The organism is Beduinella massiliensis, from assembly GCF_900199405.1.
Classification (GTDB): domain Bacteria; phylum Bacillota; class Clostridia; order Christensenellales; family Aristaeellaceae; genus Beduinella; species Beduinella massiliensis.
Genome location: NZ_LT963430.1, coordinates 3338104 through 3363272, shown reverse-complemented (window position 1 = coordinate 3363272; position 25169 = coordinate 3338104). Strand labels below are relative to the sequence as shown.

The window sequence follows — 25169 nt, the reverse complement described above, 5'->3', positions numbered from 1 at the left end:
GCAGAGCGGCACAGCGGAGAATGCGACTGCCAAGCGCCGCGTCAGCGAGAGGACGCCCGGCGCGCAGGCATCGGTCTACGGCCACTCGCACCGGTATTCGGAGCAGGAGACGGACGGCCGCCTGCTGCTCAACCCGGGAGGCTGCGGAAGGCGCCGTTTCAGCCTGGAGCTGAATGCACCATTTCCGTATTGCGGCGGGCCGGGCAGGGAGGGCGTCGGCAGCCCCTCAGGGCCGGGACCGGGCGTCGCGGGCTGCTGATCCGGCAGGGAGGGCGTCGGCAGTCCTTCGGGGCCGATGCCGGGGGTAGCGGGCAGATTTCGATTATCCATGATGAGCGCTCCTTTTCATACGCGCGAATTTATGTGTCAGGGGTTCCCGCATTACCCTATGCGCGGGAAACGCGGGGCGTGCGCAAAGCGCCCCCCGCGAAAGAAAACTGCCGGAAGGGATTGATATTTTCAAATCCTACGCTATAATGGACGATAACTTCCATGCAATTCTGAGGAAAGCGGGTGCAAAAATGCGGCTTACCATCTTTCAAAGCGTGCGCGCGTTTTACGAGCGCGTGCGGCCTATTCTGCTGGCGCGCGAGGCTCTCAACAACCTGCCGGTCGGCATTCTGGAGCGCGGGCTTGGCGAAGAGCAGACCGACTGGTTCATGGCGACCCTGACGGACGATGCGGAAAGGGACGTGCTGGTCGCGCTGCGGACCCCGCCGCAGAATCTGATCCTCGTATCGCCGGACGGGCCGGCGCACGCCGGGGCCGTGGAGGAGCTCGCCCGGTCGCTTTCAAACGATGCGCCGCTGCCGGGGGTGATCGGGGAAAAGGAGCTCGCCCTGCTGTTCGCGCGCCATTACGCCGAGGCGGCGGGCGTCGCCATGCAGGTGCAGATGGAGGAACGGGTCTACCGGCTGGACGCGGTGGCGGACGTGCCGCGCGCCGGGACGCTTCGCCCCGCGACGGAACGGGACCTGTACTTCCTGCCCTACTGGCAGAGCGCGTTCGAGGGCGACTGTTTCGGCACGCCCGGCCCGTTGGACGCGGAGGCGCAGCGCGCCATGGTCGTGCGCGGAGATCTTTTCCTGCTGGAGGCGGAGGGACAGCCGGTCAGCCTCGTAGGCACGACGCGCCAGATGCCGCACGGGCGCAGCGTGGGGCCCGTATATACCCCGCCCTACTTTCGGGGACGCGGCTACGCCTCCTCCGCCGTCGCGCAGCTCAGCGAGGAGATCCTGCGCCGGGGAAACGACTACTGCGCGCTGTTCGCGGACCTGGCGAACCCCATCTCCAACGGGATCTACCAGAAGATCGGCTACCGCCCGCTGTGCGATTACGCGATGATCGCGTTCAAGGCGTAAAATAAGAAAGGGGAAACCGGGGCGCATATGAAGAGAAAGTCGATAGGCACAAATTATTCGATGTGCGTGCAGCCCACATTTATCGTGGGTACGTATAATGAGGATGGACGGCCCAACTTTGCTCCTATCACATGGGTCAGCGCTACCTGTGAAGGGGAAAATTATTTGATCGTTGTCAGTATATATGGCAAAAAGCGAACGAAACAAAACATATTGCGAACCGGACAGCTTTCCGTGAATTTGGTGAGTGTGGACATGCTGGAGCTGGTGGATTATTTTGGGAATTCATCCGCCGAGCATCGTGGGGACGGGAATATTTCTTATTCGTATACTGCAAGTGAATACGTTTATGCGCCGCTGTTGGATTCAAGCCGCTGGATATACGAATGCGAAGTTTCGGAGGCCATCAAAACCGGCGAATCGGATACGTTCTTTTGCCGTATAAAGAATGTCCAGATCGATGAAAGCATCGATGTGGGGAATACATTTGAAATTAACTTAGTTCCGTTTGAACCGGTGATTTATTCCGGACAATATCATTCGCTCGGAAAACATCTCGGTAAGATCGGGGATTTTTATAAGCGATAAAAAAATAAACGGGTATATAACTATGAAGATGGCGATTATATTAAGCTTGCAATTTGAATGATATACAAATCGGAATTTATCGTAAGACTAAAAGAAAGCGGAAAATATTTTGTATCGATATAAATTCGAACTTAAAACAGCACTCATGTATAATCAGGATTTAAAGATAATAGACGGAACCAATATATACGATGCAATCGCAGAATTTGCGCCGAGAAAAGAAAGCACGCTTTTAGTCTGGTTAGATGATTTTAATATTCCTTCTAATAAAATAGACTCGATAAAAGATGAATTAGAGCTCTGGCTTTCAAGCAAGAATATTCTTGTGATTTTCGAATCGGGAAATAGAATTGGATAAAGCGATGATTGTTTTAAGACGTTTTTACTGGGTTTTATAAACAAAATGTCGCGGCCGTACAGGTCGCGACATTTTGCTTATGCCGACAGATTTTAAAACACCGGCAGCCCGCGCAGCAGCAGCTCCACCGCCGCGATGCACAGGGCCCACAGGGGATTGGAGACGTAGAAGCCCGGAACGAAGCGGCTCAGGGCCAGCACGATCAGCACGTCCACCAGATAGCCGAGCGCCAGGGCCGTATACTTGCCGGGCAGGCGGTGAAGCTGCAAGAGCGCCGGGCGCAGCACCTGCGCAATCGCGCCCGCGAGCGCGCCGGTGAAGAGCAGCGTCGCAAAGCCGTCGTGCGCGATGCCGGGCAGCAGATAGCCACACAGGATGTAGGCCGCGATGCAGCCGATCATGCGATAGGGCAGTTTTTTGAGCATCATTCGTCCTCCTCTTCGAGCTCTGGGAACGTCTCCGGCAGATCAAAGCGCCGCCAGGGCTCCGCCTGAGCGGGCGGCGGCGCGTAGAAGCACAGCCGCTCGCCCTTCGTGGGGTGCGTCAGGTGCAGAAAAGCGCCCCAGAGCGCGATCTGCTCCCCGGGCTGCCCGCCGCCGTAGCGCGCGTCGCCCCAGAGCGGGAGCCCCGCGTGCTGCATCTGCACGCGTATCTGGTGCGAGCGCCCGGTGTAGAGGCGCACGCGCACGAGCGAAAGGCCGTCCCGTTCCCCGCAGGCGTAGTAGCGCAGCCGCGCGTCCTTCGCGCCCGCCGTGCCCCCCGCCACAACGCGGACGGTGTTGCGCGCGCCGTCCTTGAGCAGCCAATCGCAAAGCTCCGCCCGCGCCTGCGCCCGCCCCTGCGCGACGGCCAGGTAGCCGCGCGAAAGGGTCTTTTTCCGCACCTGCTCGCTGAGCCGCGCCGCCGCCTTGGACGTGCGCGCGAGCACCACGAGCCCGCCGACGGGCCGGTCCAGCCGGTGCACGAGCCCCAGGTAGACGGCCCCCGGCTTTTGATAGGCCTGCTTCACGTAGTCCTTCATGGTGGAGAGGAGGTCCGCGTCGCCGCTGTCGTCCGCCTGGGTCGGCATGTTCGGGGGCTTTAGGGCGACGAGCAGGTGGTTGTCCTCGTAGACGACCCGGACGCCGCGAAAATCAGTCATGGCGCTGCCACCTGCCGGATGCGCCGCAGGGAAGGACGCCGCCCGCCGTCACGGGCAGGCCGATCTCGTCCGCCGCGCTGACGCCGCCATGGCGCTTGCCCACGGTCATGTCGATCATGTTCTTGAGCACGGAGGCCTGCAGGCCTGTGGTGTAGCTGTTGATGAGGAAGAACAGCGGGTCGTCCGACAGCGCCTCCGCGCAGGCCGCGACCAGGCCGTACAGCTCGTTTTCCAGCTTCCAGACCTCGCCGCCGGGCCCGCGCCCGTAGCTGGGCGGATCCATGAGGATGCCGTCGTACAGGCTGCCGCGCCGCTTTTCGCGCTGCACGAACTTGAGCGCGTCGTCGATGATCCAGCGCGTGCGATCCTCCGGGATGCCGCACAGCGCGCGGTTTTCCCTCGCCCACTGCATCATGCCCTTCGCCGCGTCCACGTGGCAGACCTGCGCGCCCGCCGCGGCGCAGGCCATCGTCGCCCCGCCGGTGTAGGCGAAGAGGTTGAGCACGCGGGGCGTGCGGCCCGCGCGGACGGCCCCGGACACGAGGCCGCGCATCCAGTCCCAGTTGACGGCCTGCTCCGGGAAGAGGCCCGTGTGCTTGAAGCCCGTGGGCCGCACGTAGAAGGAAAGGTCGCCGTAGCGGACGGTCCAGCGCTCGGGCAGGCGCTTGAAAAATTCCCACTCGCCGCCGCCGCGCTCGCTGCGGTGATACCAGGCGTCGGCTTTATCCCACAGCGCCGGGTCCTGCTGAGGCCAGATGGCCTGCGGGTCGGGGCGGCGCAGGATCACGTCCTGCCAGCGCTCCAGCTTCTCGCCTCCGCCGCAGTCGAGCACCTCGTAATCCTGCCAGTTCGATGCTAAGTACATGGATGGCTCCTTTCAAATGTGTGAAGGCTGTGAAAGCTGTGAAGGCTGACCTACTGGGAGTGTATAGAGGAAAAAGGTATTATAGAAGCGGCCTGCACAGCCTTCACATGCTTCACAGGTGCAGCGCGCGGCCGTCAGAACCGCGTGAGCACGTCTTTGCTTTGCTCTATCAGGTCGTCCACCGTGTCCAGCGCGTAGAGCAGGTCGATGCCGTCCGTCGCGGGGTCGGCCTCCAGCGCCTCGCGCAGCGCCACGCGGTCGCCGCAGGCCGCCGCCTGTGCGTACAGCAGGTTCGCCTCGGTCACCCGATCCAGCAGCTCCTCCAGCGCCATGGGGAAGGGCGGCAGGGGCTCCGTGAAGACGTCGCTCTCGGATACGACGGCGGGCACCTGGATGAAGCGGCCGTCCGCCACGCAGGGAATCGAGCCGTCGCTGGGACGGATCAGCCCCGGCACGGCCAGCGCGCCCGCGCGGCCGCTGAGCGCGTGGACGAGCCGGATGGGCCGCAGGGGGCCGCCCGATTGCAGCATCGCCTCAAAGGCGGCACGGCCCTCTTCCTTGAGCGGGCCGTGCACGGCGAGCGACGCCAGATGGCGCAGCCGCAGCTCCTGATCGGCCTCGCCATAGCGCAGGGGGAACGCCGTGAGCCGAGGGCTTTCGGGCGTGTCCTGAAGGAGCTGCCACTCCCCGCCCGTGGCGGGCACGGCGTCGTACCAGTCCACGTACTGGGCGGAGATCAGGTCGGGGCGCTCCTCCTTCGCGGGGGCCTTGAGCAGTTCGTCAAAGGAGAGACGATCGTCCTGCTCCTTGGCCTGCTGCCGCTCCTTTTCCCGTTTCTCCTTTTCGCGGGCGCGGAAGGCCGCGGCGTCGAGGAGCAGGCGCTGCTTGACGTCCTCCAGCCTGTCGAGGCCGTCCTGCTTGACGGAAAGCGCCCAGGAGAAGCCCTCCGTGCCCGCGCAGGCGACCTCGGGCGCGTCCTTTGCGCAAAGCAGCGCCTGAAAGCGCGCGGCCGCCTCGTAGGGCGCGGGGGAGAGGCCCAGCGCGCGGATGCCGCCGAAGCGCTGCGCCACCTCGCACAGCCGCGCGGCGGGGCCGGAGGCGACGATCAGCACGGCCTGCGGGCACTCGCGCTGCATCTGTTCGCAAAGGTCCATGAGCAGCCCGCCCGCGCGCAGGGTGCTCATCGCCCCGGCGATGCCGCCGAAGGGGCGGGCCTGTTTGCCCAGGCCGATGGCGTCCAGCGCCTTTTGGTCGCGCAGGAACGCCTGCGGGCCGCATGCGTCGCGGCACAGGAGCACGTAGTCCGCGCCGGAGAGCGCCTTGCGCGGGTTGGCGGTGTAGAAGAAGCGGGCGGGGATCGCGGCGGCCTTGGCCAGCGCCTGCGCGGCGCGGGCGGTCAGCTCCGCCACGTCGAGGCTGTCGTCCACGAGCCACAGGTCGCAGACGGTATGGGTTTGGACGAACAGATCGTCCAAAAGGGCGGGGGCAAGCTCATATGCCCCCGCGCCCAGGATGACGATTTTCATCTTTGATTAAGCCTTTCGCACGGAGAGAACCGCGCTCTCGCCGTTGATGTTCCATTCCTTCTGATAGGCGTCCGCCGGGGCCGCCGCGCGCTCGATGGAAAGCGCCAGCACGCCGGAGGCGATGGTCTCGCGGCTGGACTCGATGATGCCGGCAAGCTTATCCGCCGCGTCGTAGGTGACGCGGATGCGGTCGGTCACGTCGAAGCCGGCCTCCTTGCGCATGGTCTGCAGCTTGGAGATCACCTCGCGCGCGAAGCCCTCGGCGATGAGCGATGGCGTCAGGTTGGTGTCGAGCACCACGGTGACGCCCTTGTCCGTCTCCGCGACGAAGCCGGGCTTCTGCGAGGGCTCGGTGAGCACGTCGTCCTTCGAGAGCTCGACCTGCGTGCCCTCCAGATCAAAGGAGACGGTGCGGCCCGCCTCGAAGGCGTCGACCACGTCGTTGCCGTCCAGTGTCTGCAGGTGCGCGCCGATCTTGCCCAGCAGCTTGCCGTAGCGCGGGCCGAGGGTGCGCATCTGGGGCTTGAGCCTGTAGGTGGTGAACGCGCGGGTGTCTTCGGTGAAGCGCACGTCCTTGACGTTGAGCTCGTCGCGGGCCAGCGCGACGAAGTCCTGCGGGAGCTGCGCGCCGCGCACGTACAGGGCGGCGGCGGGCTGGCGCACCTTCATGTTCGCGCCCGCGCGGCAGGCGCGGCCCAGCTGCACGACGGCGAGCAGGTCGGCCATGTGCGCTTCCAGCTCCTTGTCGATGCGCGCCTCGTCGCAGACGGGGTAGTCGCACAGGTGCACGGAGATGGGGGCGTCGGGGTTGACGGAGCACACGAGGTTGCGGTAGATGCTTTCCGCCATGAAGGGCACGAACGGCGCGATCAGGCGCGAGAGCGTCTCCAGCACCGTGTAAAGGGTGACGAACGCGGCCTCCTTGTCGCCCGCCATGCCCTTGCCCCAGAAGCGCTCGCGGCTGCGGCGGACGTACCAGTTGGACAGCTCATCCACGAAGTCGCCGATCGCGCGCGCGCTCTCGGTGACGCGGTAGTTCATGAGATCGTCGTCCACCTCGCGCACGAGGGTGTTCAGGCGGGAGAGCACCCACCTGTCCATCAGGGAGAGCTGCGCCCTTTCGAGCGGATGCTCCTTGGGGTCGAAGCCGTCGATGTCGGCGTACAGCACGAAGAACGCGTAGGTGTTCCACAGCGTGCCCATGAACTTGCGCTGCGACTCGGAGATGGCCTCCGCGTAGAAGCGGTTGGGCAGCCACGGCGCGGCGTTGACGTAGAAGAACCAGCGCACCGCGTCCGCGCCCTGGGCGTTGAGCACGGTCCAGGGATCGACGACGTTGCCCTTGTGCTTGCTCATCTTCTGGCCGTCCTTGTCCTGCACGTGGCCGAGCACCAGGCAGTTTTCAAAGGGGCTCTTTTCGAACAGGCAGGTGGAGATCGCGAGCAGGGTGTAGAACCACCCGCGCGTCTGGTCGATGGCCTCGGAGATGAACTGCGCGGGGAAGCGGCGCTCGAACTCTTCCTTGTGCTCGAAGGGGTAATGCCACTGGGCGAAGGGCATGGAGCCGGAATCGTACCAGCAGTCGATGACGTCCTTCACGCGGTGCATTTCGCCGCCGCACTTTTCGCAGGGGATCGTGACCTGATCGATGTAGGGGCGGTGCAGCTCGATGTTCGGGTCCACGTCGTGGCCGAGCTCGCACAGCTCCTGCCTGGAGCCGATGACGTGCACGTGGCCGCACTCGCAGGTCCACACCGGCAGGGGCGTGCCCCAGTAGCGCTCGCGAGAGAGGCCCCAGTCGATGACGTTTTCCAGGAAGTTGCCCATGCGGCCTTCCTTGATGTTGTCCGGCATCCAGTTGACCGAGCGGTTGCTCCGCAGCAGCGCTTCCTTCACGGCGGTCATCTTGATGAACCAGGAGGAGCGCGCGTAGTAGATCAGCGGCGTGTCGCAGCGCCAGCAGTGCGGGTAGTTGTGGGTGAACTTCGGGGCCTTGACCAGCAGGCCGCGCTCCTTCAAATCGGCGAGCACCAGCTTGTCCGCGTCCTTGACGAACACGCCCGGCCAGTCCGTCTCCGGGGTCATCTTGCCCTGCGCGTCCACGAGCTGCACGAAGGGCAGGCCGTAGGCGCGGCCCACGCGCGCGTCGTCCTCGCCGAACGCCGGGGCGATGTGCACGATGCCCGTGCCGTCCTCGGTGGTGACGTAGCCATCGCATACGACGTAAAACGCCTTTTCCTTCGGGCGCGCGAAGTCGAAGAGCGGCTCGTACTCCATGCGCTCGAGCCTGGCGCCCTTGAAGGTTTCGACGATCTCGCAGTCCTTCGCGTCCTCGCCGAAGATGGACGGAACGAGCGCCGAGGCCATGATGTAGCTGTCGCCCCGGTAGAGCAGGCGGCAGTAATCCACGTCGGGGTTCACGCACAGCGCGACGTTGGAGGGCAGCGTCCAGGGCGTGGTCGTCCAGGCCATCAGGTAGGCGTCTTCCTGACCCTTGACGTGGAAGCGCACGACCGCCGAGGTCTCGGTGACCTCCTTGTAGCCCTGCGCCACCTCGTGGCTGGAAAGCGCGGTGCCGCAGCGCGGGCAGTAGGGCACGATCTTGTGGCCCTTGTAGAGCAGGCCCTTTTCCGCGATCTGCTTGAGGCTCCACCATTCGGACTCGATGTACTCGTCCTCGTAGGTGACGTAGGGGTTTTCCATGTCCGCCCAGAAGCCGACGCGCTCGGACATCTCCTCCCACTCGGTCTTGTACTTCCAGACGGACTTCTTGCACTCCTGGATGAACGGCTCGATGCCGTAGCGCTCGATCTGCGGCTTGCCGTCCAGACCGAGCATCTTTTCGACCTCGAGCTCCACGGGCAGGCCGTGGGTGTCCCAGCCCGCCTTGCGCATGACGTCGTAGCCCTTCATCGTGCGGTAGCGCGGGATCAGGTCCTTCATCGCGCGGGTGAGCACGTGGCCGATGTGGGGCTTGCCGTTGGCCGTGGGCGGGCCGTCGAAGAAGGTGAAGGGCTCCTGCCCCCTGCGCTGCTCGCACTGGCGCTTGAAGACGTCGTTTTCCTTCCAGAACTTGATGATTTCCTCTTCACGCGCCGTAAAGCGCATGTCGGTGGGCACTTTCTGATACATGGGGAATCCTCCTTGCGATGGTGGTTTGAGGCATAAAAAAACTCCGTCCCGAAATGGGACGAAGGACTTCGCGGTACCACCCAAATTGGCGCAATGCGCCCGCTCTGCGGACGGATGCGGCATCCGTCCGTCCCGCTGACGGGGGACAAGGCCGTTCCGCGCTCCGCCGCCGCCCGAAGGCCGCGCGCTTCGCGTGGACCGCTCCCGAGTGATTCAGACGCATGCCTGGCCTCCGGCCTTTCACCCTGGGCAAACGCCCCGCCGGCTCGCTTTGCGCCGCACATGCGCACGTCTCGATCATCGCGTTTTTTGTTATTACCTTACTATTATATTCACCGCGCGGGAAATGTAAAGGGTTTTATGAAAAATTTGCGGGGGAAAGGGGGTGCGCGAGCGCTTGGAGGCGCTCCGTGAGCTCGCACCAGCGGCGGATGTGCAGGTGCGGGCAGCGGGGCGGGCCCAGCGGGTCGAGGCGGACGTCGTAATCCGGCTCGCCCGACTCGCCTTCGTACCACACGGGGAAGAGCCCCGCCGCGTGAGCGCCCTCCACGTCGGCGCGGACGTTGTCGCCGCAGAACCAGACGCGGTCGGGGGAGAGCCCGGCCTTTTGAAGCGCCAGGCGGAAGATGCGCGGATTCGGCTTTCTGACCATGTACTCGCTGGAGGCGATGACAAACTCAAAGCGGCTGTCCGGCAAAAGGCGGCACAGGCGCTCGCGCAGGGACTCGCCCGAAAACGAGATGTTGCTCACGACGCCCGTTCGGATGCCTAGGGCCTGAAGGCTGAGCAGCATTTCCCGCGCGCCGGGCATGACCGCCCCCGGCGACATGCCGTCCCAGAAGACGCGTTCCGCCTGCGCCCAGGAAAGGGAGAACTCGATGCCCAGGGACTCGTACAGCAGGCGCTGGAACGCGAAGTTGTGCAGCTCGAACCCGCCGGCGCGCGCGGCGCCCGCTTCCTTAAAGAGCTGCGTGGAAAACGCGCAGATTTCCTCTGTGCCAAGGCCGCGCGGATTGCGCGTCACGTAGGGGGACAGCGCCCGCTGGCCCCGCAAAGGATCGCTGCCGGGCTCTGATAGCAGGGTATGGCCGTAGTCAAAGAGGATCATTTCGGGCATCCGCACGGCGTCATGCCTCCTTTTATAGCAGGTCGCGCCGGTTGAATCGCAGCAGCGCCAGGGGGATGCACCCGAGGCCTGCCGCGCCCCACAGCAGGGCGGGCAGGACCCTGATGCGGGCGGAAAACGTGAACACGGGCGACAGGTACAGCAAAAAGGAGGGCCCAATCCCCGCGTAGGCGAGCAGCGCCGCGCCGTGCAGCAGGAAAAAACAGAGCAGCGTCAAAAGCAGCGCATGCTCCGCCCGCAGGCATTGGCCGGAGAAAGCGAAGCCCACCAGAAACGCGCAGAGCAGCGCCGGGAAGCGCAGGGCGGCCGCCTGGGGCAGGGCAGAGGTGCGCGTCGCGCCGCCGAAGGCCATCGCCCCCAGCGACACGGCCGCGCCCGCGCACAGCGCGAAGAGCGTCAGCGCGCAAAGGCGCGCGACGAGGCAGGAGAGCGCGAGCTGCTCGCGGCTGAGCGGCAGGGAAAAGCGGTCCTCCCGGGAATCGGGGTCGTCCGCAAAGCTGAGGGCGTGCGCGCCGCTGCCGGCCGCAAAGAGGAAGCAATAGAGGTACAGGACGTCCAGCAGCAGGCCGGGCAGGGAAGGAAGGAGGAAACGCAGGGAACGGAGCAGGCCGAAAAAGCTGTTCATGCGCGCGTAGAGCACCAGCAGCAGGGCGCACAGGCCGACCAGGACGCCGTGCAGCGCCGCGCGGGGCAGAAGCCGGCGAATTTCCAGAAAAAGCAGGTTCATTCCATCCCTCCTTCGGCCTGCGAGCGGACGAGCACGTCGTCCGCGCTGGCGTTTTCGATCGTGACCTCGCGCGGGTGCAGCGGGGCGAGCGCGAGCAGCAGCGCGTCGGCCGCCCCGTCGTAGAAGAAGGAAACGCCGTCCGCCTCCCGCTCCACGCAGAAGGCGCGCAGCTTTTGGAGCGCCTCGTCGCCGGGCGCCGCGCCGGAGATACACACCCGGCGGCAGGGCAGGCGCAGGCGGTCCAGCGTCCCGGCGGCGAGAACCTCGCCGCCGCGCAGCAGCAGCGCGCGCGTCAGGGGCAGCGGCGGGGCGTCCAGATGCGGGCAGGTCAGGATCAGCGTGGTGCGCTCGTTTATCTCCGATTCGAGCGCCTGCGCCAAGAAGGCGTCCTCGGCTTCCTCAAAGCCGGGCGCGAAGGGCTCGTCGAGGATGAGCAGTTCGGGCTGTACGGCCAGCGCGAGGGCGAGGCGCAGGCGGCGCGCCTGCGCGTGCGTCATGTCGCAGGGAAGGAGATCCGCGTTCAGCTCCAGCCGGTCGAGCAGCGCCTTGGCGTAGCCTATGGAGGCGCGGGGATAAAAGGAAAGCATTTGCCGCAGGTGCTCCCCGGCGGTGAGCCGCTGAGACAGCGCGGTTCCGGCGGGCATGTAGCCCGTCAGCTGGCGGCAGATGCGGCCTCCCCGCAGCACGTCGTGGCCGAAGATGCGCGCGCTGCCGGAGGTGGGCACGAGCATGCCCATCAGCAGGCGGCACAGCGTGGTCTTTCCAGCGCCCGCGGGCCCCGCGACGGCGAGGCGCTCGCCGGGCTGCAGGGAAAACGAGACGCCGGACAGGACCTTTTTTTCTTCCAGCACCTTGGTCAGGCAGTTTACTTCCACAACGGGCATGGGGCGCCTCCTTCAGGATCGGGCCCCGCGGCAAAAGCGCCGCGAAGACGTGCGTTTTCATGGGAACAGAAGCAGGAAGCCTGTCCCCCTACGGAACCATCATATCACCCCTTGCCAAAGGAAGCAACTGTGATTTGACACGCGGTCAGGCGCATGGCATAATGAACCGAGGATGAAATGAAGGAGGGGTGCCGGTGTTCTTTGAATTGCCGCTCGCGCTCGCGCTTTCCTGTCTGCTTTCCGAGGTACCCGCGGTGCACGCCGCCTGCTTTGCGCTGCCCGCCCGCCTGTGCGCGCTGCTCGAGCGGCTCATCGCCCGGCGGCGCGCGGAGGACGCAGGGCGCCTGGCTGCCCGCGCCGCCGCCGGCGTGATCGCCCTCCTGGCGGCGCTGCTGTCGCTCCTGCATCCCGCCGTTCGCGTGGCGCTGCTCGCCCTCGCCCTGCCCGTGCGCGCGCTGATGGACGAGGGGATGCGCGCGCGTGCGCTGCTGGAGGAAGGGGACGTGCGCGGGGCGGCCGAGGCGCTCGGAAACGGCGCGCAGGCGCACACATACGAGGACGTGGTGCGCGCTGCCTGCGAAAAGATCAGCTTGAATACCGCGCACGTGGCCTTTGCGGGCGCGCTGCTCGCGCTCGTGGGAACGCCCCTGCGCCTGGGCCCGGCCCTCGCCTGCGCCTACGCTGCGGTGCTCTGCCTGTGGCGGGAGGAGCCGCTCTTCCTGCGCGTCCGGCGCGTCCTTTATCGCGCGAGCGAATGGCTATACGCCGGGCTGTGCGCGCTGCTGACCGCGCTGTGCGGGCTGGAGGTGGAGGCGGCGCTCGGCATGCTCAAAACCCCGCTGGAGGGGCGGCTTTCGCGCGTGACCGCCGCCGCCGTGGGCATCGGGCAGGAGCCCACGCACGACCCGATCGCGGGCGACGTGGTGCAGACGGCGCTGCTGCTGTGGCTCGCGCTGGGAGCCGCGGTGCTCGCCGTCTCGCTGGCGCTGCTGCCGCTGATGCGCTGAATGCCATCAATATTTCGGAAAGGTTTCCTTATCTTACATATTTAAGTTAAATATTACGGAAATGTTAAAAATCGTATTGACAAATCCCGGCGTCCGTCATAAAATATTCACACAAGATCAAAAGTGGGGTGCGCATGATGGTGCTGGGAAGATATTGCGGTGTGAAGAAGGCGGTAAGCCGCGCGCTGGCGGGTGCGATACTGGCCACGTGCATGGCGGCGGCGCCTTTTTCCGCATTCGCGGAGACGGTGCTGGCCAACGGGCACGTCTACCTGCGCAAAGGCGCCACCACGCAGAGCGACATTCTGGTGGTGCTCGCCCCGAACGCCGAGCTGGAGGTCATGGACACCCAGGGCGAGTGGTATTACGTCAAGTACGGCTCCAAGAAGGGGTACGTGCGCTCCGACGTGGTGACGGTCAAGGGCGGCACCACGTTCACCGGCGCGACGACGGGATACAACACCTCCGTGACCTCCTACCGCACGCTGAGCAAGGGCTCCTCGGGCGAGGACGTGCTCGCGCTGGAGACGCGCCTGGCGACGCTGGGCTTTTTTGACGGCGAGCCGGACAAGAAGTACGACGACTCGACCGTCTACGCGGTGCGCCTGTTTCAGGAAGAAAACGGCCTGAAGGCCGACGGCGTGGCGGGCGAGAAGACGCAGGAGCTGCTCCTGGGCGTCATCGGCACCGCAGGCGGAGGCAGCGTCAGCGGAGGCGGCGCGACCGGCGTCTATCGCTCGCTCAATCTGAACGATACGGGCGCGGACGTGACGGCGCTGCAGCAAAAGCTCAAGGACCTGGGCTACTACGACGGAGAAGTGACGGGCAGCTACGGCCGCCTGACGAAGGAGGCCGTGCGCCAGTACCAGAAGAAGAACGGACTGGGCGCGGACGGTATCGCGGGGCAGAAGACGCAGGCCAAGCTGTACGGGGAAAGCACCTCTTCCGGCACCAGCACCGGTACCGGCAGCGTGCAGACGGTAGTTTCCGCCACGCTGCGCGAGGGCGCGAGCGGCGCGGACGTGACGGCGCTGCAGCAGAAGCTCAAGGACCTGGGCCTGTACACGGGCGAGATCACGGGCAGCTACGGCCGCCTGACGAAGGAGGCCGTGCGCCAGTACCAGAAGAAGAACGGACTGGGCGCGGACGGCATCGCGGGGCAGAAGACGCTCGCCAAGCTCTTCAGCGAGACGACGGGGGGTACGCAGGAAACCCCCTCCGGCGACACGAACAGCGGAACGACCGACACCTCGGCGACGCTGATGGAGGGCTCCAGCGGCGTGCAGGTGACGGCGCTGCAGCAGAAGCTCAAGGATCTGGGCTATTATACGGGCGAGATCACGGGCAGCTACGGCCGCCTGACGAAGGAAGCCGTGCGGCTGTACCAGAAGGATAAGAACCTGGGCGCGGACGGCGTGGCGGGCCCGAAGACGCTGGCGATGCTGAACGCGACGCCCTCCACCGGCACGAGCGGCGGGTCTGGAAGCGGCGCGGTGAGCGACGAGTCGAGCAAGGTCAGCAATACGACGCTGCGCCTGGGCAGCCAGGGCACGGACGTGAAGAACCTGCAGCAGCGCCTGAAGGATCTGGGGTATCTCGCGGGCAGCGCGGACGGCGTGTTCGGCTCGGCCACCGAGACGGCGCTGATGACCTTCCAGTCCTCCAACGGACTCACGGCCGACGGCATCGCGGGCAAGAACACGCAGACCGTGCTGTACGGCGCGAGCGCCAAGGCATACTCCACGGCCACGGATTCCAGCACGCTGAAGCGCGGCAGCCAGGGCACGCTGGTGAAGAACATGCAGCAGAAGCTCAAGGATCTGGGCTACTACACGGGCTCGGTCACGGGCAACTTCGGCACCATCACCGAGGAAGCGGTGCGCTCGTTCCAGCGGGCCAACGGACTCACGGCCGACGGCGTCGCAGGCGTGAGTACGCTCAACAAGCTGTACGCGATGTCGGGCTCCGGCACCACGGGCGGCACGGAGAATCCGGGCGGTTCTTCCGGCGGACAGACGACGACCGCGCCGAACGCGGCGAGCGTCAGAAACGTCAATTGGTACACCGGCATCAGGCCCAAGTACAAGGCCGGGACGGTCATGCAGATCTACGACTTCGCGACCGGCTACACCTGGCAGTGCGTGATGATGTCCAACGGCGCGCATGCCGACTCGCAGCCGCGCACGGCGGACGACACGGCGATCATGTACAAGGCGTTCGGCAACAAGAACACCTGGACGCCGAAGGCGGTCTGGATCACGATGCCGGACGGGCAGACGTACATCGCCTCCATGCACAACGTACCGCACCTGTCGGGCTCCATCAAGGACAACAACTTCGACGGCCACCTGTGCATCCATTTCCCGCGCGAGATGAGCGAGGCGGAGGAGACGGGACCGTACGCGGTGTCGCACCAGAAGGCGATCCTCGCCGGCTGGGAAGCGACGCAGAAGATGATCAAGTAAAGGATACGCGAAGGGCGGCGGCTGAAAATTCCCGCGCGGGCCGGAGGGGGCCCGGCGGGGAGACGGCCGCCGCCCATTTTCGGTGGAAACGAAGAAGGGGAGGGCCCGCATGAACGCATTTTCGCGAACGCAGATGCTCCTGGGGGAAGAGGGGATGGAACGCCTGCGCGGGGCGCACGTCGCGGTGTTCGGCGTGGGCGGCGTCGGCTCCTACGTGGTGGAGGCGCTCGCCCGCTGCGGCGTGGGCGAGCTGTCCGTGTTCGACGACGACGTGGTGAGCCTCACCAACGTGAACCGCCAGCTCGTCGCAACCCTTGAGACGATCGGCCGCCCCAAGGTGGAGGTGGCGCGGGAGCGCGTCCTCGCGGTCAATGCCGACGCACGGGTGCACGCGCGGCGGCTGTTTTACACCGCCGAAACGGCGGGAGAGGTGGACATGGCCTCCTTTTCCTACGTCGTGGACGCGATCGACACGGTGTCCTCCAAGCTGACGCTGATCGAGCGGGCGCGGGCCGCGGGGGTCGATATCATCAGCTCCATGGGCACGGGCAACAAGCTCGACCCCACGCGGTTTCGGATCGATTGGATTGAGAACACGAGCGTGTGCCCGCTCGCCCGCGTGATGCGCCGGGAGCTCAAGGCGCGCGGCATCGGGCGCGTGAAGGTGCTCTACTCGACCGAGGAGCCGCGCAGGCCGCTCGACCTGGGCGAGCCCGCCGCGGCGGGTCGGCGGCAGACGCCGGGAAGCGTCTCCTTCGTGCCCTCCTGCGCGGGGCTGATCCTCGCGGGCGAGGTCGTGCGGACGCTCGCGGGGGTGTAAGGACAGCGAATGGGACGGACAATGTGAAATACATAAAATAGTGGCAGAGCAGAGCGGGAATTTAGCCGCGTATCTTTTTCTGTCGCTATTTTTTGTCTCCAATTATAAAATGAATGGATTATCTGGTTTTTCTTTTTGGAGAAAAACGCCTAAAAAGCAATGCAGTATATTGACAGGACTCATATTGTATTCTATAATGTATACATTGAAGAATACAAAGGAGAGCGTGGCATGGATAAGGTATCGAGAACGAATAAGGCATATGAAGAAATTCGAGCCAGCATTTTCGATGGTTCTCTGTTTGGAGGCTATCCCGTTTCAGAAGTGGAGCTTGCAGAAAAGCTTCAAATGAGCAGAACCCCCGTGAGAGAAGCGCTGGTGCGTCTGCGGAGCGAGGGGCTTTTGGAATATATACCAAGGAAGGGGGTCATCGTGAAACAGTTTAGCAAGACGGAAATCGACATGGCGTATGAGTTTACCGAGGCGCTTGAAGCAAAGCTTGCCTGCATTTTGGCGGAACACAGAGAGAAATTGGACTTTTCTGGATTGCATGCAAGAATTGCTGAGATGGATGCGGCCTTGGACAGAAATGATATCGATGCATGGGTTGAAGCGGACGATCAGTTTCATGTAGATATGCGCAATTTGTGTCCCAATAAGTTCATCGTGGATGCCTTAAAAGAGGTGGCGGGCCAGATCTACTACACGCGTATGCTCGTGACGCGCGTAATGCTGGATAAGCGGAGATCCACGCAAGAGCATGGAGAAATGCTTCGGTATATTGAACTGGGTATGGGGCAGGAGGCTCGCGATCAGACGGAGCAGCATATTCGCAGAATCCGTAGGGAAGTCATGGGGATATTGTAAAGCTGAAAGGGGGAGAAGGGGCCATGATGCTAAGACAAGGAAAGAAAGAGACGCTTTGGCAAAACATGCGAAGGCATAAGGCCTTATACTGGATGATATTGCCCGGGATGGCTTACTTTATAGCATTTAAATATGTGCCGCTTCTTGGATCCGTAATCGCTTTTCAGAATTATCAAATATTTAAGGGGCTGTTTCAAAGTCCGTGGGTCGGCTTGGAAAACTTCCGCTATATCTTTCAATATCCCGATTTTTATCGCATTCTGGGCAATACCGTTAAAATAGGCTTCGCTCAAATATTGTATGGATTTCCTGCACCGATTCTTCTGGCGCTTTTGCTGAATGAAGTGGGGAACCGAAAGGTCAAGCGATGCATGCAAACGGTCCTTTACCTCCCACATTTTCTTTCCTGGGCGATTCTTGGCAGCATTTTGTTTGAAATATTGAGCCTTAACGGTATATTCAATACCCTTCGAGTCTCCATGGGAATGGACCCGATCCTGTACATGCAAAAGGTCGATTGCTTTGTTCCTATCGTTATCCTTTCCTCTATCTGGAAGGAGGTTGGCTGGAGCGCGATCGTCTATTTGGCTGCCATAGCAGGGATCAGCCCCGAATTATATGAGGCGGCCGTTGTAGAGGGGGCATCACGCTTGAAGCAGTCTCTCTACATTACGTTGCCGCTTCTGATGCCGACGATTACGATCATGTTTCTGCTGCGCGTGGGCAATTTTCTGAACCTTGGATTTGAACAGATATACGTCCTGATGACGCCTGTGACCCAGTCGGTGGGAGACATTTTGGATACTTATGTGTATCGGTATGGCGTATGCGAGGGAAAGTACTCCGTCACGACGGCCATTGGTCTCTTTAAATCGGTTTTTGGACTTGTATTGATGGTTCTGTGCAATAGCCTGTCCAAACGTGCGACCGGAAGAGGGGTGTATTGACCGTGAAAAGACGGATGAGCCCGGGTAAAATATTTGTTCTTGTTTTACTCGTCGTCATTGCGCTGAGCATGCTTCTGCCGTTTGTGCGCGTGATATCCATTTCCATCAGTTCACGCATCCCGGTAGAGCGGAACGAGATTAATATCCTGCCCAAAAAGATTACGGGCGACTCTTACGCACATGTGCTTGCTGAACCGCGCATCTGGAGGTCGATGAGCGTAACGATTTTTGTTACATTGGTGGGCACAGGATTGAGCATTGTGGTCACGGCGTTGATGGCGTACGCGGTTTCGCGTAAGGAGTTTAGGCCGCGTAGAGGCGTCATGATTTTTGTGCTGTTAACCATGGTCTTTCAAGCGCCCGTCATTCCTTTTTTCCTTACGGTAAAAAGCTTTAAGCTACTGAACACGGTCTGGGCATTGATTTTGCCGCTCACGGTAGATGCTTTTAATCTGGTCATTATGCGTTCGTTCTTTGAGGAAACGCCGGAGGCGCTCATTGATAGCGGACGTATCGATGGCTGCGGGGATGCAAGACTGCTATTTTCGATTGTTTTGCCGACGGCTAAGCCTGTATTGGCTACGATCGCGCTATTTTATGCCGTTTCTTACTGGAACATTTTCTATAACGCCCTGATGTTTATCTACGACAAAAATTTGCAGCCATTGCAGATTATCGTTCGCAGCTATGTGGAGACGAGCGTGGAAACGCCAGGTGTCTATCTGGACGTAAATTACAACAATACCACTTTACAGATGGCGACGATTATTGTGGTTACACTTCCAATTTTGGCGGTATATCCATTTTTGCAAAAGTATTTTACAGCCGGAGTGATGATCGGTGCAATTAAAGAATGAGTATGGATTTGGCGTGTGTGCACCGCGCCAAAACACATAAAATTTAAGAAAGAAGGCAGGGAGACGAATGAAGAAGAGGAACTTGTTTGCGCTTGCGCTGGCTTTTGTTTGCTTAGCGTCGAGCACAGCTTTCGCGCAGGACGCGCCCAAGGTCTCTATCTTGAGAACTTGGTCATCGCCGCCGGAAGCGGATCACCCCTATGTACGGTACGTGACCGAAAAGACAGGCGTGGAACCGGAAATACGAGCCATTTCAGGCAACTATGCAGAGGGGCTGCAGATGATCTTCGCATCAGGCATGAACGTGCCGGACGTGTTTAGGCCGCTCAACACAGGCGTGGATGCGACGCTGGTGGAGCAGGACGCCGCTGTGCCGCTGGATGACCTGTTGCCGCTTTACGCACCGGACATGTGGAAGAACATCCCGGAGCGCGTGTGGAATCTGATGCGAGCAGACTCCAAGGATGGGCACATTTACATTATTCCGCAGGTATACATCGACTACGCAGAGCGCGGCTGGATCATTCGTCAGGACTGGCTGGACAAGCTGGGGCTGGAAAAGCCTCAGACAAAGGATGAACTGGTCGAAGTCCTGCGGGCGTTCCGGGATCGGGATCCAAATGGAAACGGGCTTCAGGATGAGCTGCCCACGACTTTCCAGTCTGATCCTAACTGGATGCATGGATTTTTTGCCATGTATGGTGTGCCGATGTTTAACTCGGATCCGTTGTGGGACATCTACGATGGAAAGCTAATGTATTCGGCGATCACGCAAAACGCCAAGGATGCTTTGGCCTTTATGGCTGAGCTTTATGCGGAAGGCTTGATCGATCCGGAGGCTTTTCTGAATTCCGGAACGGACTTCAACGCGAAGATTCAAAACGATCAGGTGGGATTGTTCTACCACGTGCTTCATCAGGCGGATACGGCTTACTTCACGAATTTGCAGCATGTCAATCCCGAAGCAAAGCTGTCGGCCATTGCTCCGCCCAAGGTAGACGGCTATGACGGGTTTATTTGCCGGCTGGAAGTGGCGAACCGCGATTGGTGTTTCCCAAAGTCGAACGAGCAGAATGCGGCGAACGTGTTGAAATACCTGAATTGGTTTGAAACGGAAGAAGGAAGGCTATTTACGGCTTACGGTATACAAGGCGATACCTGGGACATGGTGGATGGAAAGGTTGTTTATTACCCCGAAAAGGATTCGGCGGACCTGTTCGGTAAGCGGTATCACGGACTGAAGGGATTGCAGGCGAACGATGCGGACTTCTTTGTCAACAACATCTGCGCGGTGAAGCCGGATGGACTCGGCGAGATGCTGGTGGACATGCAGAACACCACATTCCCGGCGTCTAGGACGATTGCCGGAGACGGTTTGCCGCTTACCGTTTACGACGGTTATCCGGATCACAAGAATCATAAGCTCTTCTACGAGTACGCGGTCAATATTGTTACGGGAGAATGGCCGATCGAAAAGTTTGACGAGTTTGTGAGCGAATGGTATCGCACAGGCGGCGACGTCGTCGAACAGCGCGCAAACGAATGGTACGAGAAATATAGAAAGCTGGAAGACGGCGTATCAGACTAAGGGTAGGATCGGGAGGACGTTTATCCGCCCTCCCGTTTCCCTCAACCGCAGAGAGGAATGGATGCTATGAATACAATACCGCGCTTTGAAATATTTGAGCGCGTCTTCATGGCGGACGCGAAGGGAGCCAATCCATTTGTGGATGTCGATTTATCCGCGGTATTCACAAACGGCGAACGAGAATTTTCGGTGGATGGCTTTTATGACGGAGATCAAACCTATCGAATTCGGTTTGCGCCTCCTGAAGAGGGAAAATGGCGGTATTGGACGAGGTCTAATTTGAAGGAGCTCGCCCACATCAGCGGGGAGTTCACCTGCACAAAGGCTATATCACGCGGAGCCTTGACGATAGACGCTCGATACCCGCACTGGTTCGCGCGGGAGCTGGGAGGGCCGGAGTTCGTCGTAAATGACGGTTGGTATCCGCATCCCCTTTTCGGTGATTCGCTTTCGTTTGAGGGGCTTGATTTCCCGCCGCCCACCGAGGCGGACATGCAAACGTACCTGAGCGTGCTGGGAAAAAACGGCGTTAACATGACGATAGAAGTAGACCAGCTTTACGCACGCCAGAGCGTCATTCAAGACGAGAGCTTTAATTGGCCTTGGGCCTGGGCGAACCGCGAAGAGCGCCGGATAGAACGGGAACGTTTTAACCTTTCTTACTATAGGCGGCTGGAGAGGACGCTCGCCTTTGCGAAGGAACAGGGGGTATTTTATGGCATAGAGCTCCTGTTCGACAATTCCGTCTTCAGGCCGAGAGAGTGGTCGGCGCACCCGCTTAATGCCTGCAACGGCGGGTGGCTTTCAACAGACGAAGCGGGGACGGGCTGGAATGCGATATTTGATTTGGACAACGAGGAGCATGTTCGCCAAATCAGCCGTTATCTTCGCTATACGGTGGCGCGTTTGTCAGCGTACTGGAATGTTTTCTGGGCTTTGGGCGCGGAAAGCGGAAACCTTGCGAAGGTGCCCGGACGGGAGATGCCGGCAGAGCGCATACGCGCGTGGTATGAGCATTGGGGAGATTGTGTGGCGGATTGGGATGTTTACGGGCGTTTGCAGTCTATTGGGGATACGGGTGAGCAGGAAGCGCTCATCCGAAGCCGGCGCAATCAATTCATCATTACACAAGAGCATACGTCGATGGCAAGGGAAGATGTCTTCATCGACGCCACACATCGATTTGGAAAAGCCTTCTGGAAATATGGGCGGCCGACGGTCATTGGGGAACAGGATCGTCACAATGTCGGCGCATACGACACGGAACGGAAGGGCTATTGGATCGCCTTTGTGAGCGGTTTTTTCATGGGGCGGGTAGACCGGCATTTTGGCGTGGCGCAGCAGGGAAGGCTCGTCGAAAGCGATCTTTTTCAGTGCGGGAACCCACCCCCTATTTATGGCGATCTGAGACGTATGCGCCAATTTGTGGAATCGGGGAAAATACGGTATTGGCGTATGCGGCCCTGCGATGAATTGCTGACCGATGTGAAGGGGATCGTCCATTGTCTTGCAAAACCCGACGAAGAATATGTGCTCTATTTTGCAAGCGGTGGAGCGGCTACGCTCAAACTTCCGCAATGTATGCTGGAATGGTTTAATCCGCGCACGGGAGAGCGCCGTACCGAGATTTGCCCGGAGGGGCCGCATGCCATAGAAGCGCCCGATGCGCAGGACTGGGCGTTGCATATCCGTAAGATGGATGGAGAAGGGGAGAAAAGCGTATGAAAATCATGAATGCCTGGGAAGAACCCGGTGTGACGGTGGCTGCACCGTATCAGCGCAATATCAAGGTGCTTTTTGCACCGGATCGAAATGACGTGCCCGAACTGACGTTCAGCCATGCCATCATATATCCGCATCAACAGACAGACTATCACAGGCACGATCGCCCGGAGCTCATTTATGTCGTGTCTGGCCGAGGCGTTTCCCTTTGCGAAGGAGCTGAAACGCCGGTGCAGGCAGATACCGCCCTGTGGATTGAGGCGGGAGAAATGCACCAGATGATTAATCTTGGCGACGAGACGATGAAGCTGGCGACGGTTTTTATACCGGCTTATACGGCGGAAGAAAACTATGCACGCTGCTGTAAAGCGGCCGAAGCGGCGGCTAAATGATGTGGGGCTGAAGTGCGCGTATGAAGACGGGGATAAGCTCTTATACATATGGCTGGGCTGTGGACAACGGAGAGATGGACGCATTTGAGTTGGTTCGCAGAGCCGACGCACAGGGATTTCGGTTATTGCAGATCGGAGACAACATAGCGCTTGACGGTTGGAGTCAGGAGAGGCTTCAAAGCCTGGGAAAGACGGCACAGCGCTATGAGGTGGAGCTTGAAGTGGGCATGAGGGGGCTGACGTATTTACACGCCCTTCAATACATTCAAATTGCGCAATGCCTGCATGCACGGCTACTGCGCGTTGTGGTAGATGCGGCTGGCTATGAGCCCGATCCGCAACAGATCGTTACGATTCTGCAGCAACTGACGGAGCCTTTGGAGCAAGCGGATGTTGTGCTTGCGATTGAAAACCACGACAGGCTTTCCGCCGGCGTATTAGCGGAGATCATCTGCGCGGTCGGCCATGCACGGGTCGGCATCTGCTTGGACACGGCAAATTCGTTTGGCGCTGGCGAAGACGTTGGAACGGTACTTCCGATCCTGATGCCATACGCCGTGAACGTACATCTTAAAGATTTTGCCATTCAGCGGCTTGCGCATAAGCAGGGCTTTCTGCTGGAAGGAAGGCCGCTTGGTAAAGGCATGTTGCCTGTGCAGCAAGTATTAGAGCAAAAGAGGACATTTTGTCCGGAGGCGAACCTGATTTTGGAATTGTGGACGCCACCGGAGGTACGTGTTGAAGAAACGATACAAAAAGAGGCTGCCTGGGCCTTGGAAAGCATGCGCTTTATTAAAAAGATGGCGCTTGATCGGGCTGCGCTGTTTCAAGCTGTCGAACGTTCATGATAGGGTGTAAAAGAGAAAACGAACGGGACTGTCTTGCTGCTTTTGCTAGCTTGACAGCCCCGTTCGTCATATCTGCCCTGCCTTCGGATCAGATGCGCGCGCGCTTCACCGGCCAAAGCTCGATGTAGCCGCGCGTGCCGACGGGCTCGAGCTGGACGCGGGGGCTCTCGTCCGTGGCCCAGGCGAGGCCCAGCACACCGGGATCGTAGCGCTCGATCGCGCGCTGCACCTCCACGATGGCCGTGGAGTAGTCCTCCTCCGCGAACGGCTCGCCGCGGAACATCAGGTACTGCTGGGCGGGCAGGTCGATGACGTCAAAGCCCGCCGGTGGGGACGCTTCCTCCGTGCATGCCACCTCGACGCCCTGCACGTACTCGGACGTGCCCGGCGCGCGCAGGCTTTCCGGCAGCCACAGGCTGACGGGCTCGCCGTCAAGGGACTTCATGCTCGTAAGCAGCCCCCAGACGTCGCAGCCGACCTCCTCACAGTAGGCAAAGTAGTCGGCGGCGCTGACGCCGCGCCGGATCACGGCCCGCCGCGCGGGCTTTTCGATCAGTTGAACGAAGACGGTTTTTACCTCTTCCACTTCTTTCCGCTCCTTTCTCAGCGATACATATTGGACGCCGTAGGGGGTGAACAGCGGGATCGGGATCGGACGCGCGGCGTATTCGCCTGGGTTGCAGCCGAACGCGCGCCGGAACGCACGCTGATAGCCGTCCACGCTGCCAAACCCGAGGTCAAACGCGACGTCGATGATCCGGCAGCCCTCGTCCCGAAGCCGCAGGGCAGAGCGCGAGAGCCGCAGGCGGCGCACGTACTCCGCGGGCGTGAGCCCTGTATGGCTGCGAAACAGGCGATAGGAATACCACGGCGAAAACAGGGAAACGCGTGCGAGCTGCGAAAGCGTGATGTCTTCGTTCAGGTGCTCCCCGATGTAATCCTGCATGCGCTGCACGGCCTGTATCTGATCCGTCATGCTCGCTTCCTCCCCTCCGGCGCGTCCATCATACCGCGAAGAGGCGGCGCGGCGCTCGACGTTTTTTGCTGAAAGAGAACGGGCGCCTCCGAAGGGGAGACGCCTGTCTGCGCGTTGTTTTCGCTGCCGGACGTCCTCAATCGCCGTTTGCGACGCGCCTGGCCACGTCCGGGTAGTTGGTGATGATCGCGTCCGCCCCGCGCTGAAGGCAAAGGCGCATGTCCGCCTCGCTGTTGACGGTCCAGGGGTGCACCCGGATGCCGCGCCGGTGCGCCGCCTCGCAGGAATCCTCGTAAAGAAGCGCGCTGTGGTGCGGGTGCAGCGCTTTCGCGCCGAGCGCGGCTGCGTAGTCCCAGGGGTCGATCAGCGTGGCGCTGTAGAGCAGGCCGCAGGGCAGCGACGGGTCGATCTCCATCACGCGGCGCAGGCTGTAATGGTTGAAGGAGGAGTAGAGCACCCGGTCCGTCATGCCCATCCGCGCGGCCAGGTCGATGCAGGCTTCCTCCATGCCGGGGTAGAGGAAACTGCTGTTCTTGAGCTCCACGTTGACCGTGAGCCCCAGCGGCAGGAGCAGCTCGTACACCTCGCGCAGCGTCGGGATGCGCGCGTCCGCGTACTCGGGATGCGTCCTGTTGAAGCGGAGCGCTTTGAGCGCGCTCAATGTGTGGTCGCGCACGAACCCGCTGCCGTTTGAGACGCGGCTGATCTCCTCGTCGTGCGTGACGACGAGCTCGCCGTCCTTTGTGAGGTGCACGTCCAGCTCCACGCCGTCCGCGCCCTGGCTGGCCGCAAGCGCGAACGCCTCCAGCGTGTTTTCCGGCGCGTAGCCGCTCGCGCCCCGATGGCCCCAGACCTTAGCAGACATAGAAACCCTCCCTGCCTTTGATAAAGCTGCCTCCATTATACCACCGCGCCGCGCGGATGGAAAGCGGCGCGGCGAAAAGCCGGTTGAGCCCGCAGGCGGGATATGGT

The 25169-nt window shown here is 61.3% G+C and carries 22 protein-coding genes and 1 pseudogene; 13 read left to right on the top strand and 10 right to left on the bottom strand.

Annotated elements, in window-relative coordinates; genetic code table 11:
• Nucleotides 1-76: 76 nt before the first annotated feature.
• The 3 genes and pseudogenes from C1725_RS19045 to C1725_RS16195 form a co-directional block, all read left to right on the top strand.
• A pseudogene (locus C1725_RS19045) lies at nucleotides 77-259 on the top strand (hypothetical protein); the annotation flags it as partial.
• Between the two features lie 262 nt (nucleotides 260-521).
• A complete protein-coding gene (locus C1725_RS16200) occupies nucleotides 522-1361 on the top strand; it encodes a GNAT family N-acetyltransferase (protein WP_346026750.1) in 840 nt (279 codons plus the stop codon).
• A 27-nt stretch (nucleotides 1362-1388) separates the two neighbouring features.
• Complete coding sequence (locus C1725_RS16195; RefSeq protein ID WP_102412723.1) at nucleotides 1389-1949, top strand: DUF447 domain-containing protein; 561 nt, start codon at nucleotides 1389-1391, stop codon at nucleotides 1947-1949.
• 450 nt (nucleotides 1950-2399) lie between these two features.
• On the opposite strand, the gene C1725_RS16190 is transcribed toward C1725_RS16195, so the two are convergent.
• From C1725_RS16190 to C1725_RS16155, 8 genes are all read right to left on the bottom strand, one after another.
• Complete coding sequence (locus tag C1725_RS16190) at nucleotides 2400-2732, bottom strand: phage holin family protein (RefSeq protein WP_346026749.1); 333 nt, start codon at nucleotides 2730-2732, stop codon at nucleotides 2400-2402.
• Nucleotides 2732-3448: a pseudouridine synthase gene (locus C1725_RS16185; RefSeq protein ID WP_102412721.1), complete on the bottom strand. Its 717-nt coding sequence runs from the start codon at nucleotides 3446-3448 to the stop codon at nucleotides 2732-2734. The genes C1725_RS16190 and C1725_RS16185 overlap by 1 nt, the downstream gene beginning before the upstream one ends.
• Nucleotides 3441-4313 (bottom strand): class I SAM-dependent methyltransferase, encoded by an 873-nt coding sequence (locus C1725_RS16180; RefSeq protein WP_102412720.1) that lies wholly within the window; start codon nucleotides 4311-4313, stop codon nucleotides 3441-3443. The genes C1725_RS16185 and C1725_RS16180 overlap by 8 nt, the downstream gene beginning before the upstream one ends.
• 134 nt (nucleotides 4314-4447) lie before the next feature.
• Nucleotides 4448-5839: a family 4 glycosyl hydrolase gene (locus C1725_RS16175; protein ID WP_102412719.1), complete on the bottom strand. Its 1392-nt coding sequence runs from the start codon at nucleotides 5837-5839 to the stop codon at nucleotides 4448-4450.
• Nucleotides 5840-5845: 6 nt separating this feature from the next.
• Complete coding sequence (ileS, locus tag C1725_RS16170; protein WP_102412718.1) at nucleotides 5846-8971, bottom strand: isoleucine--tRNA ligase; 3126 nt, start codon at nucleotides 8969-8971, stop codon at nucleotides 5846-5848.
• Between the two features lie 358 nt (nucleotides 8972-9329).
• On the bottom strand, nucleotides 9330-10088 hold the full coding sequence (locus C1725_RS16165) for an HAD-IIIA family hydrolase (RefSeq protein ID WP_102412717.1): 759 nt from the start codon (nucleotides 10086-10088) through the stop codon (nucleotides 9330-9332).
• 22 nt (nucleotides 10089-10110) lie between these two features.
• Nucleotides 10111-10824 (bottom strand): hypothetical protein, encoded by a 714-nt coding sequence (locus C1725_RS16160; RefSeq protein ID WP_102412716.1) that lies wholly within the window; start codon nucleotides 10822-10824, stop codon nucleotides 10111-10113.
• Nucleotides 10821-11708 (bottom strand): ATP-binding cassette domain-containing protein, encoded by an 888-nt coding sequence (locus C1725_RS16155; RefSeq protein ID WP_102412715.1) that lies wholly within the window; start codon nucleotides 11706-11708, stop codon nucleotides 10821-10823. Before C1725_RS16155 ends, C1725_RS16160 begins: the two co-directional genes overlap by 4 nt.
• A 194-nt stretch (nucleotides 11709-11902) precedes the next feature.
• Between C1725_RS16155 and C1725_RS16150 the strand changes: the two genes are divergently transcribed.
• From C1725_RS16150 to C1725_RS16105, 10 genes are all read left to right on the top strand, one after another.
• Nucleotides 11903-12715, top strand: a complete 813-nt coding sequence (locus C1725_RS16150) for a hypothetical protein (RefSeq protein WP_102412713.1) — start codon at nucleotides 11903-11905, stop codon at nucleotides 12713-12715.
• A gap of 161 nt (nucleotides 12716-12876) precedes the next feature.
• Nucleotides 12877-15180, top strand: coding sequence for a peptidoglycan-binding protein (locus C1725_RS16145; protein ID WP_346026748.1), 2304 nt, complete (start codon nucleotides 12877-12879; stop codon nucleotides 15178-15180).
• A gap of 109 nt (nucleotides 15181-15289) precedes the next feature.
• Nucleotides 15290-16000 (top strand): ThiF family adenylyltransferase, encoded by a 711-nt coding sequence (locus tag C1725_RS16140; RefSeq protein WP_102412710.1) that lies wholly within the window; start codon nucleotides 15290-15292, stop codon nucleotides 15998-16000.
• Between the two features lie 231 nt (nucleotides 16001-16231).
• Nucleotides 16232-16867, top strand: a complete 636-nt coding sequence (locus C1725_RS16135) for a GntR family transcriptional regulator (protein ID WP_346026747.1) — start codon at nucleotides 16232-16234, stop codon at nucleotides 16865-16867.
• 23 nt (nucleotides 16868-16890) lie between these two features.
• Nucleotides 16891-17814 carry an ABC transporter permease subunit gene (locus C1725_RS16130; protein ID WP_102412707.1) on the top strand — a complete coding sequence of 308 codons (924 nt, stop codon included), beginning with the start codon at nucleotides 16891-16893 and terminating at the stop codon, nucleotides 17812-17814.
• Nucleotides 17815-17816: 2 nt separating this feature from the next.
• Nucleotides 17817-18671 carry an ABC transporter permease subunit gene (locus tag C1725_RS16125; protein WP_146009275.1) on the top strand — a complete coding sequence of 285 codons (855 nt, stop codon included), beginning with the start codon at nucleotides 17817-17819 and terminating at the stop codon, nucleotides 18669-18671.
• A 67-nt stretch (nucleotides 18672-18738) separates the two neighbouring features.
• The gene (locus tag C1725_RS16120; RefSeq protein WP_102412704.1) at nucleotides 18739-20259 is read left to right on the top strand and encodes a type 2 periplasmic-binding domain-containing protein; all 1521 of its coding nucleotides are present in this window, start codon (nucleotides 18739-18741) and stop codon (nucleotides 20257-20259) included.
• A gap of 66 nt (nucleotides 20260-20325) precedes the next feature.
• Complete coding sequence (locus C1725_RS16115; protein ID WP_346026746.1) at nucleotides 20326-21984, top strand: DUF5060 domain-containing protein; 1659 nt, start codon at nucleotides 20326-20328, stop codon at nucleotides 21982-21984.
• Complete coding sequence (locus C1725_RS16110) at nucleotides 21981-22373, top strand: cupin domain-containing protein (protein ID WP_102412701.1); 393 nt, start codon at nucleotides 21981-21983, stop codon at nucleotides 22371-22373. The genes C1725_RS16115 and C1725_RS16110 overlap by 4 nt, the downstream gene beginning before the upstream one ends.
• Nucleotides 22374-22447: 74 nt before the next feature.
• Nucleotides 22448-23221 carry a sugar phosphate isomerase/epimerase family protein gene (locus C1725_RS16105; RefSeq protein WP_346026745.1) on the top strand — a complete coding sequence of 258 codons (774 nt, stop codon included), beginning with the start codon at nucleotides 22448-22450 and terminating at the stop codon, nucleotides 23219-23221.
• A gap of 88 nt (nucleotides 23222-23309) precedes the next feature.
• Here C1725_RS16105 and C1725_RS16100 read toward each other — a convergent pair whose 3' ends face one another.
• Both C1725_RS16100 and C1725_RS16095 read right to left on the bottom strand, forming a co-directional pair.
• Nucleotides 23310-24197 carry a helix-turn-helix domain-containing protein gene (locus C1725_RS16100; protein ID WP_102412697.1) on the bottom strand — a complete coding sequence of 296 codons (888 nt, stop codon included), beginning with the start codon at nucleotides 24195-24197 and terminating at the stop codon, nucleotides 23310-23312.
• Between the two features lie 136 nt (nucleotides 24198-24333).
• On the bottom strand, nucleotides 24334-25062 hold the full coding sequence (locus C1725_RS16095) for a glycerophosphodiester phosphodiesterase family protein (protein ID WP_102412695.1): 729 nt from the start codon (nucleotides 25060-25062) through the stop codon (nucleotides 24334-24336).
• Between the last annotated feature and the right edge of the window lie 107 nt (nucleotides 25063-25169).

Coding starts and splice junctions, on each gene's coding strand:
- C1725_RS16115 (WP_346026746.1), top strand. CDS start 20,326: ATGAATACAATACCGCGCTTTGAAATATTTGAGCGCGTCTTCATGGCG.
- C1725_RS16110 (WP_102412701.1), top strand. CDS start 21,981: ATGAAAATCATGAATGCCTGGGAAGAACCCGGTGTGACGGTGGCTGCA.
- C1725_RS16105 (WP_346026745.1), top strand. CDS start 22,448: ATGGACGCATTTGAGTTGGTTCGCAGAGCCGACGCACAGGGATTTCGG.
- C1725_RS16185 (WP_102412721.1), bottom strand. CDS start 3,448: ATGACTGATTTTCGCGGCGTCCGGGTCGTCTACGAGGACAACCACCTG.
- C1725_RS16190 (WP_346026749.1), bottom strand. CDS start 2,732: ATGCTCAAAAAACTGCCCTATCGCATGATCGGCTGCATCGCGGCCTAC.
- C1725_RS16095 (WP_102412695.1), bottom strand. CDS start 25,062: ATGTCTGCTAAGGTCTGGGGCCATCGGGGCGCGAGCGGCTACGCGCCG.
- C1725_RS16165 (WP_102412717.1), bottom strand. CDS start 10,088: ATGCCCGAAATGATCCTCTTTGACTACGGCCATACCCTGCTATCAGAG.
- C1725_RS16140 (WP_102412710.1), top strand. CDS start 15,290: ATGAACGCATTTTCGCGAACGCAGATGCTCCTGGGGGAAGAGGGGATG.
- C1725_RS16160 (WP_102412716.1), bottom strand. CDS start 10,824: ATGAACCTGCTTTTTCTGGAAATTCGCCGGCTTCTGCCCCGCGCGGCG.
- C1725_RS16100 (WP_102412697.1), bottom strand. CDS start 24,197: ATGACGGATCAGATACAGGCCGTGCAGCGCATGCAGGATTACATCGGG.
- C1725_RS16120 (WP_102412704.1), top strand. CDS start 18,739: ATGAAGAAGAGGAACTTGTTTGCGCTTGCGCTGGCTTTTGTTTGCTTA.
- C1725_RS16195 (WP_102412723.1), top strand. CDS start 1,389: ATGAAGAGAAAGTCGATAGGCACAAATTATTCGATGTGCGTGCAGCCC.
- C1725_RS16130 (WP_102412707.1), top strand. CDS start 16,891: ATGATGCTAAGACAAGGAAAGAAAGAGACGCTTTGGCAAAACATGCGA.
- C1725_RS16135 (WP_346026747.1), top strand. CDS start 16,232: ATGGATAAGGTATCGAGAACGAATAAGGCATATGAAGAAATTCGAGCC.
- ileS (WP_102412718.1), bottom strand. CDS start 8,971: ATGTATCAGAAAGTGCCCACCGACATGCGCTTTACGGCGCGTGAAGAG.
- C1725_RS16180 (WP_102412720.1), bottom strand. CDS start 4,313: ATGTACTTAGCATCGAACTGGCAGGATTACGAGGTGCTCGACTGCGGC.
- C1725_RS16175 (WP_102412719.1), bottom strand. CDS start 5,839: ATGAAAATCGTCATCCTGGGCGCGGGGGCATATGAGCTTGCCCCCGCC.
- C1725_RS16200 (WP_346026750.1), top strand. CDS start 522: ATGCGGCTTACCATCTTTCAAAGCGTGCGCGCGTTTTACGAGCGCGTG.
- C1725_RS16155 (WP_102412715.1), bottom strand. CDS start 11,708: ATGCCCGTTGTGGAAGTAAACTGCCTGACCAAGGTGCTGGAAGAAAAA.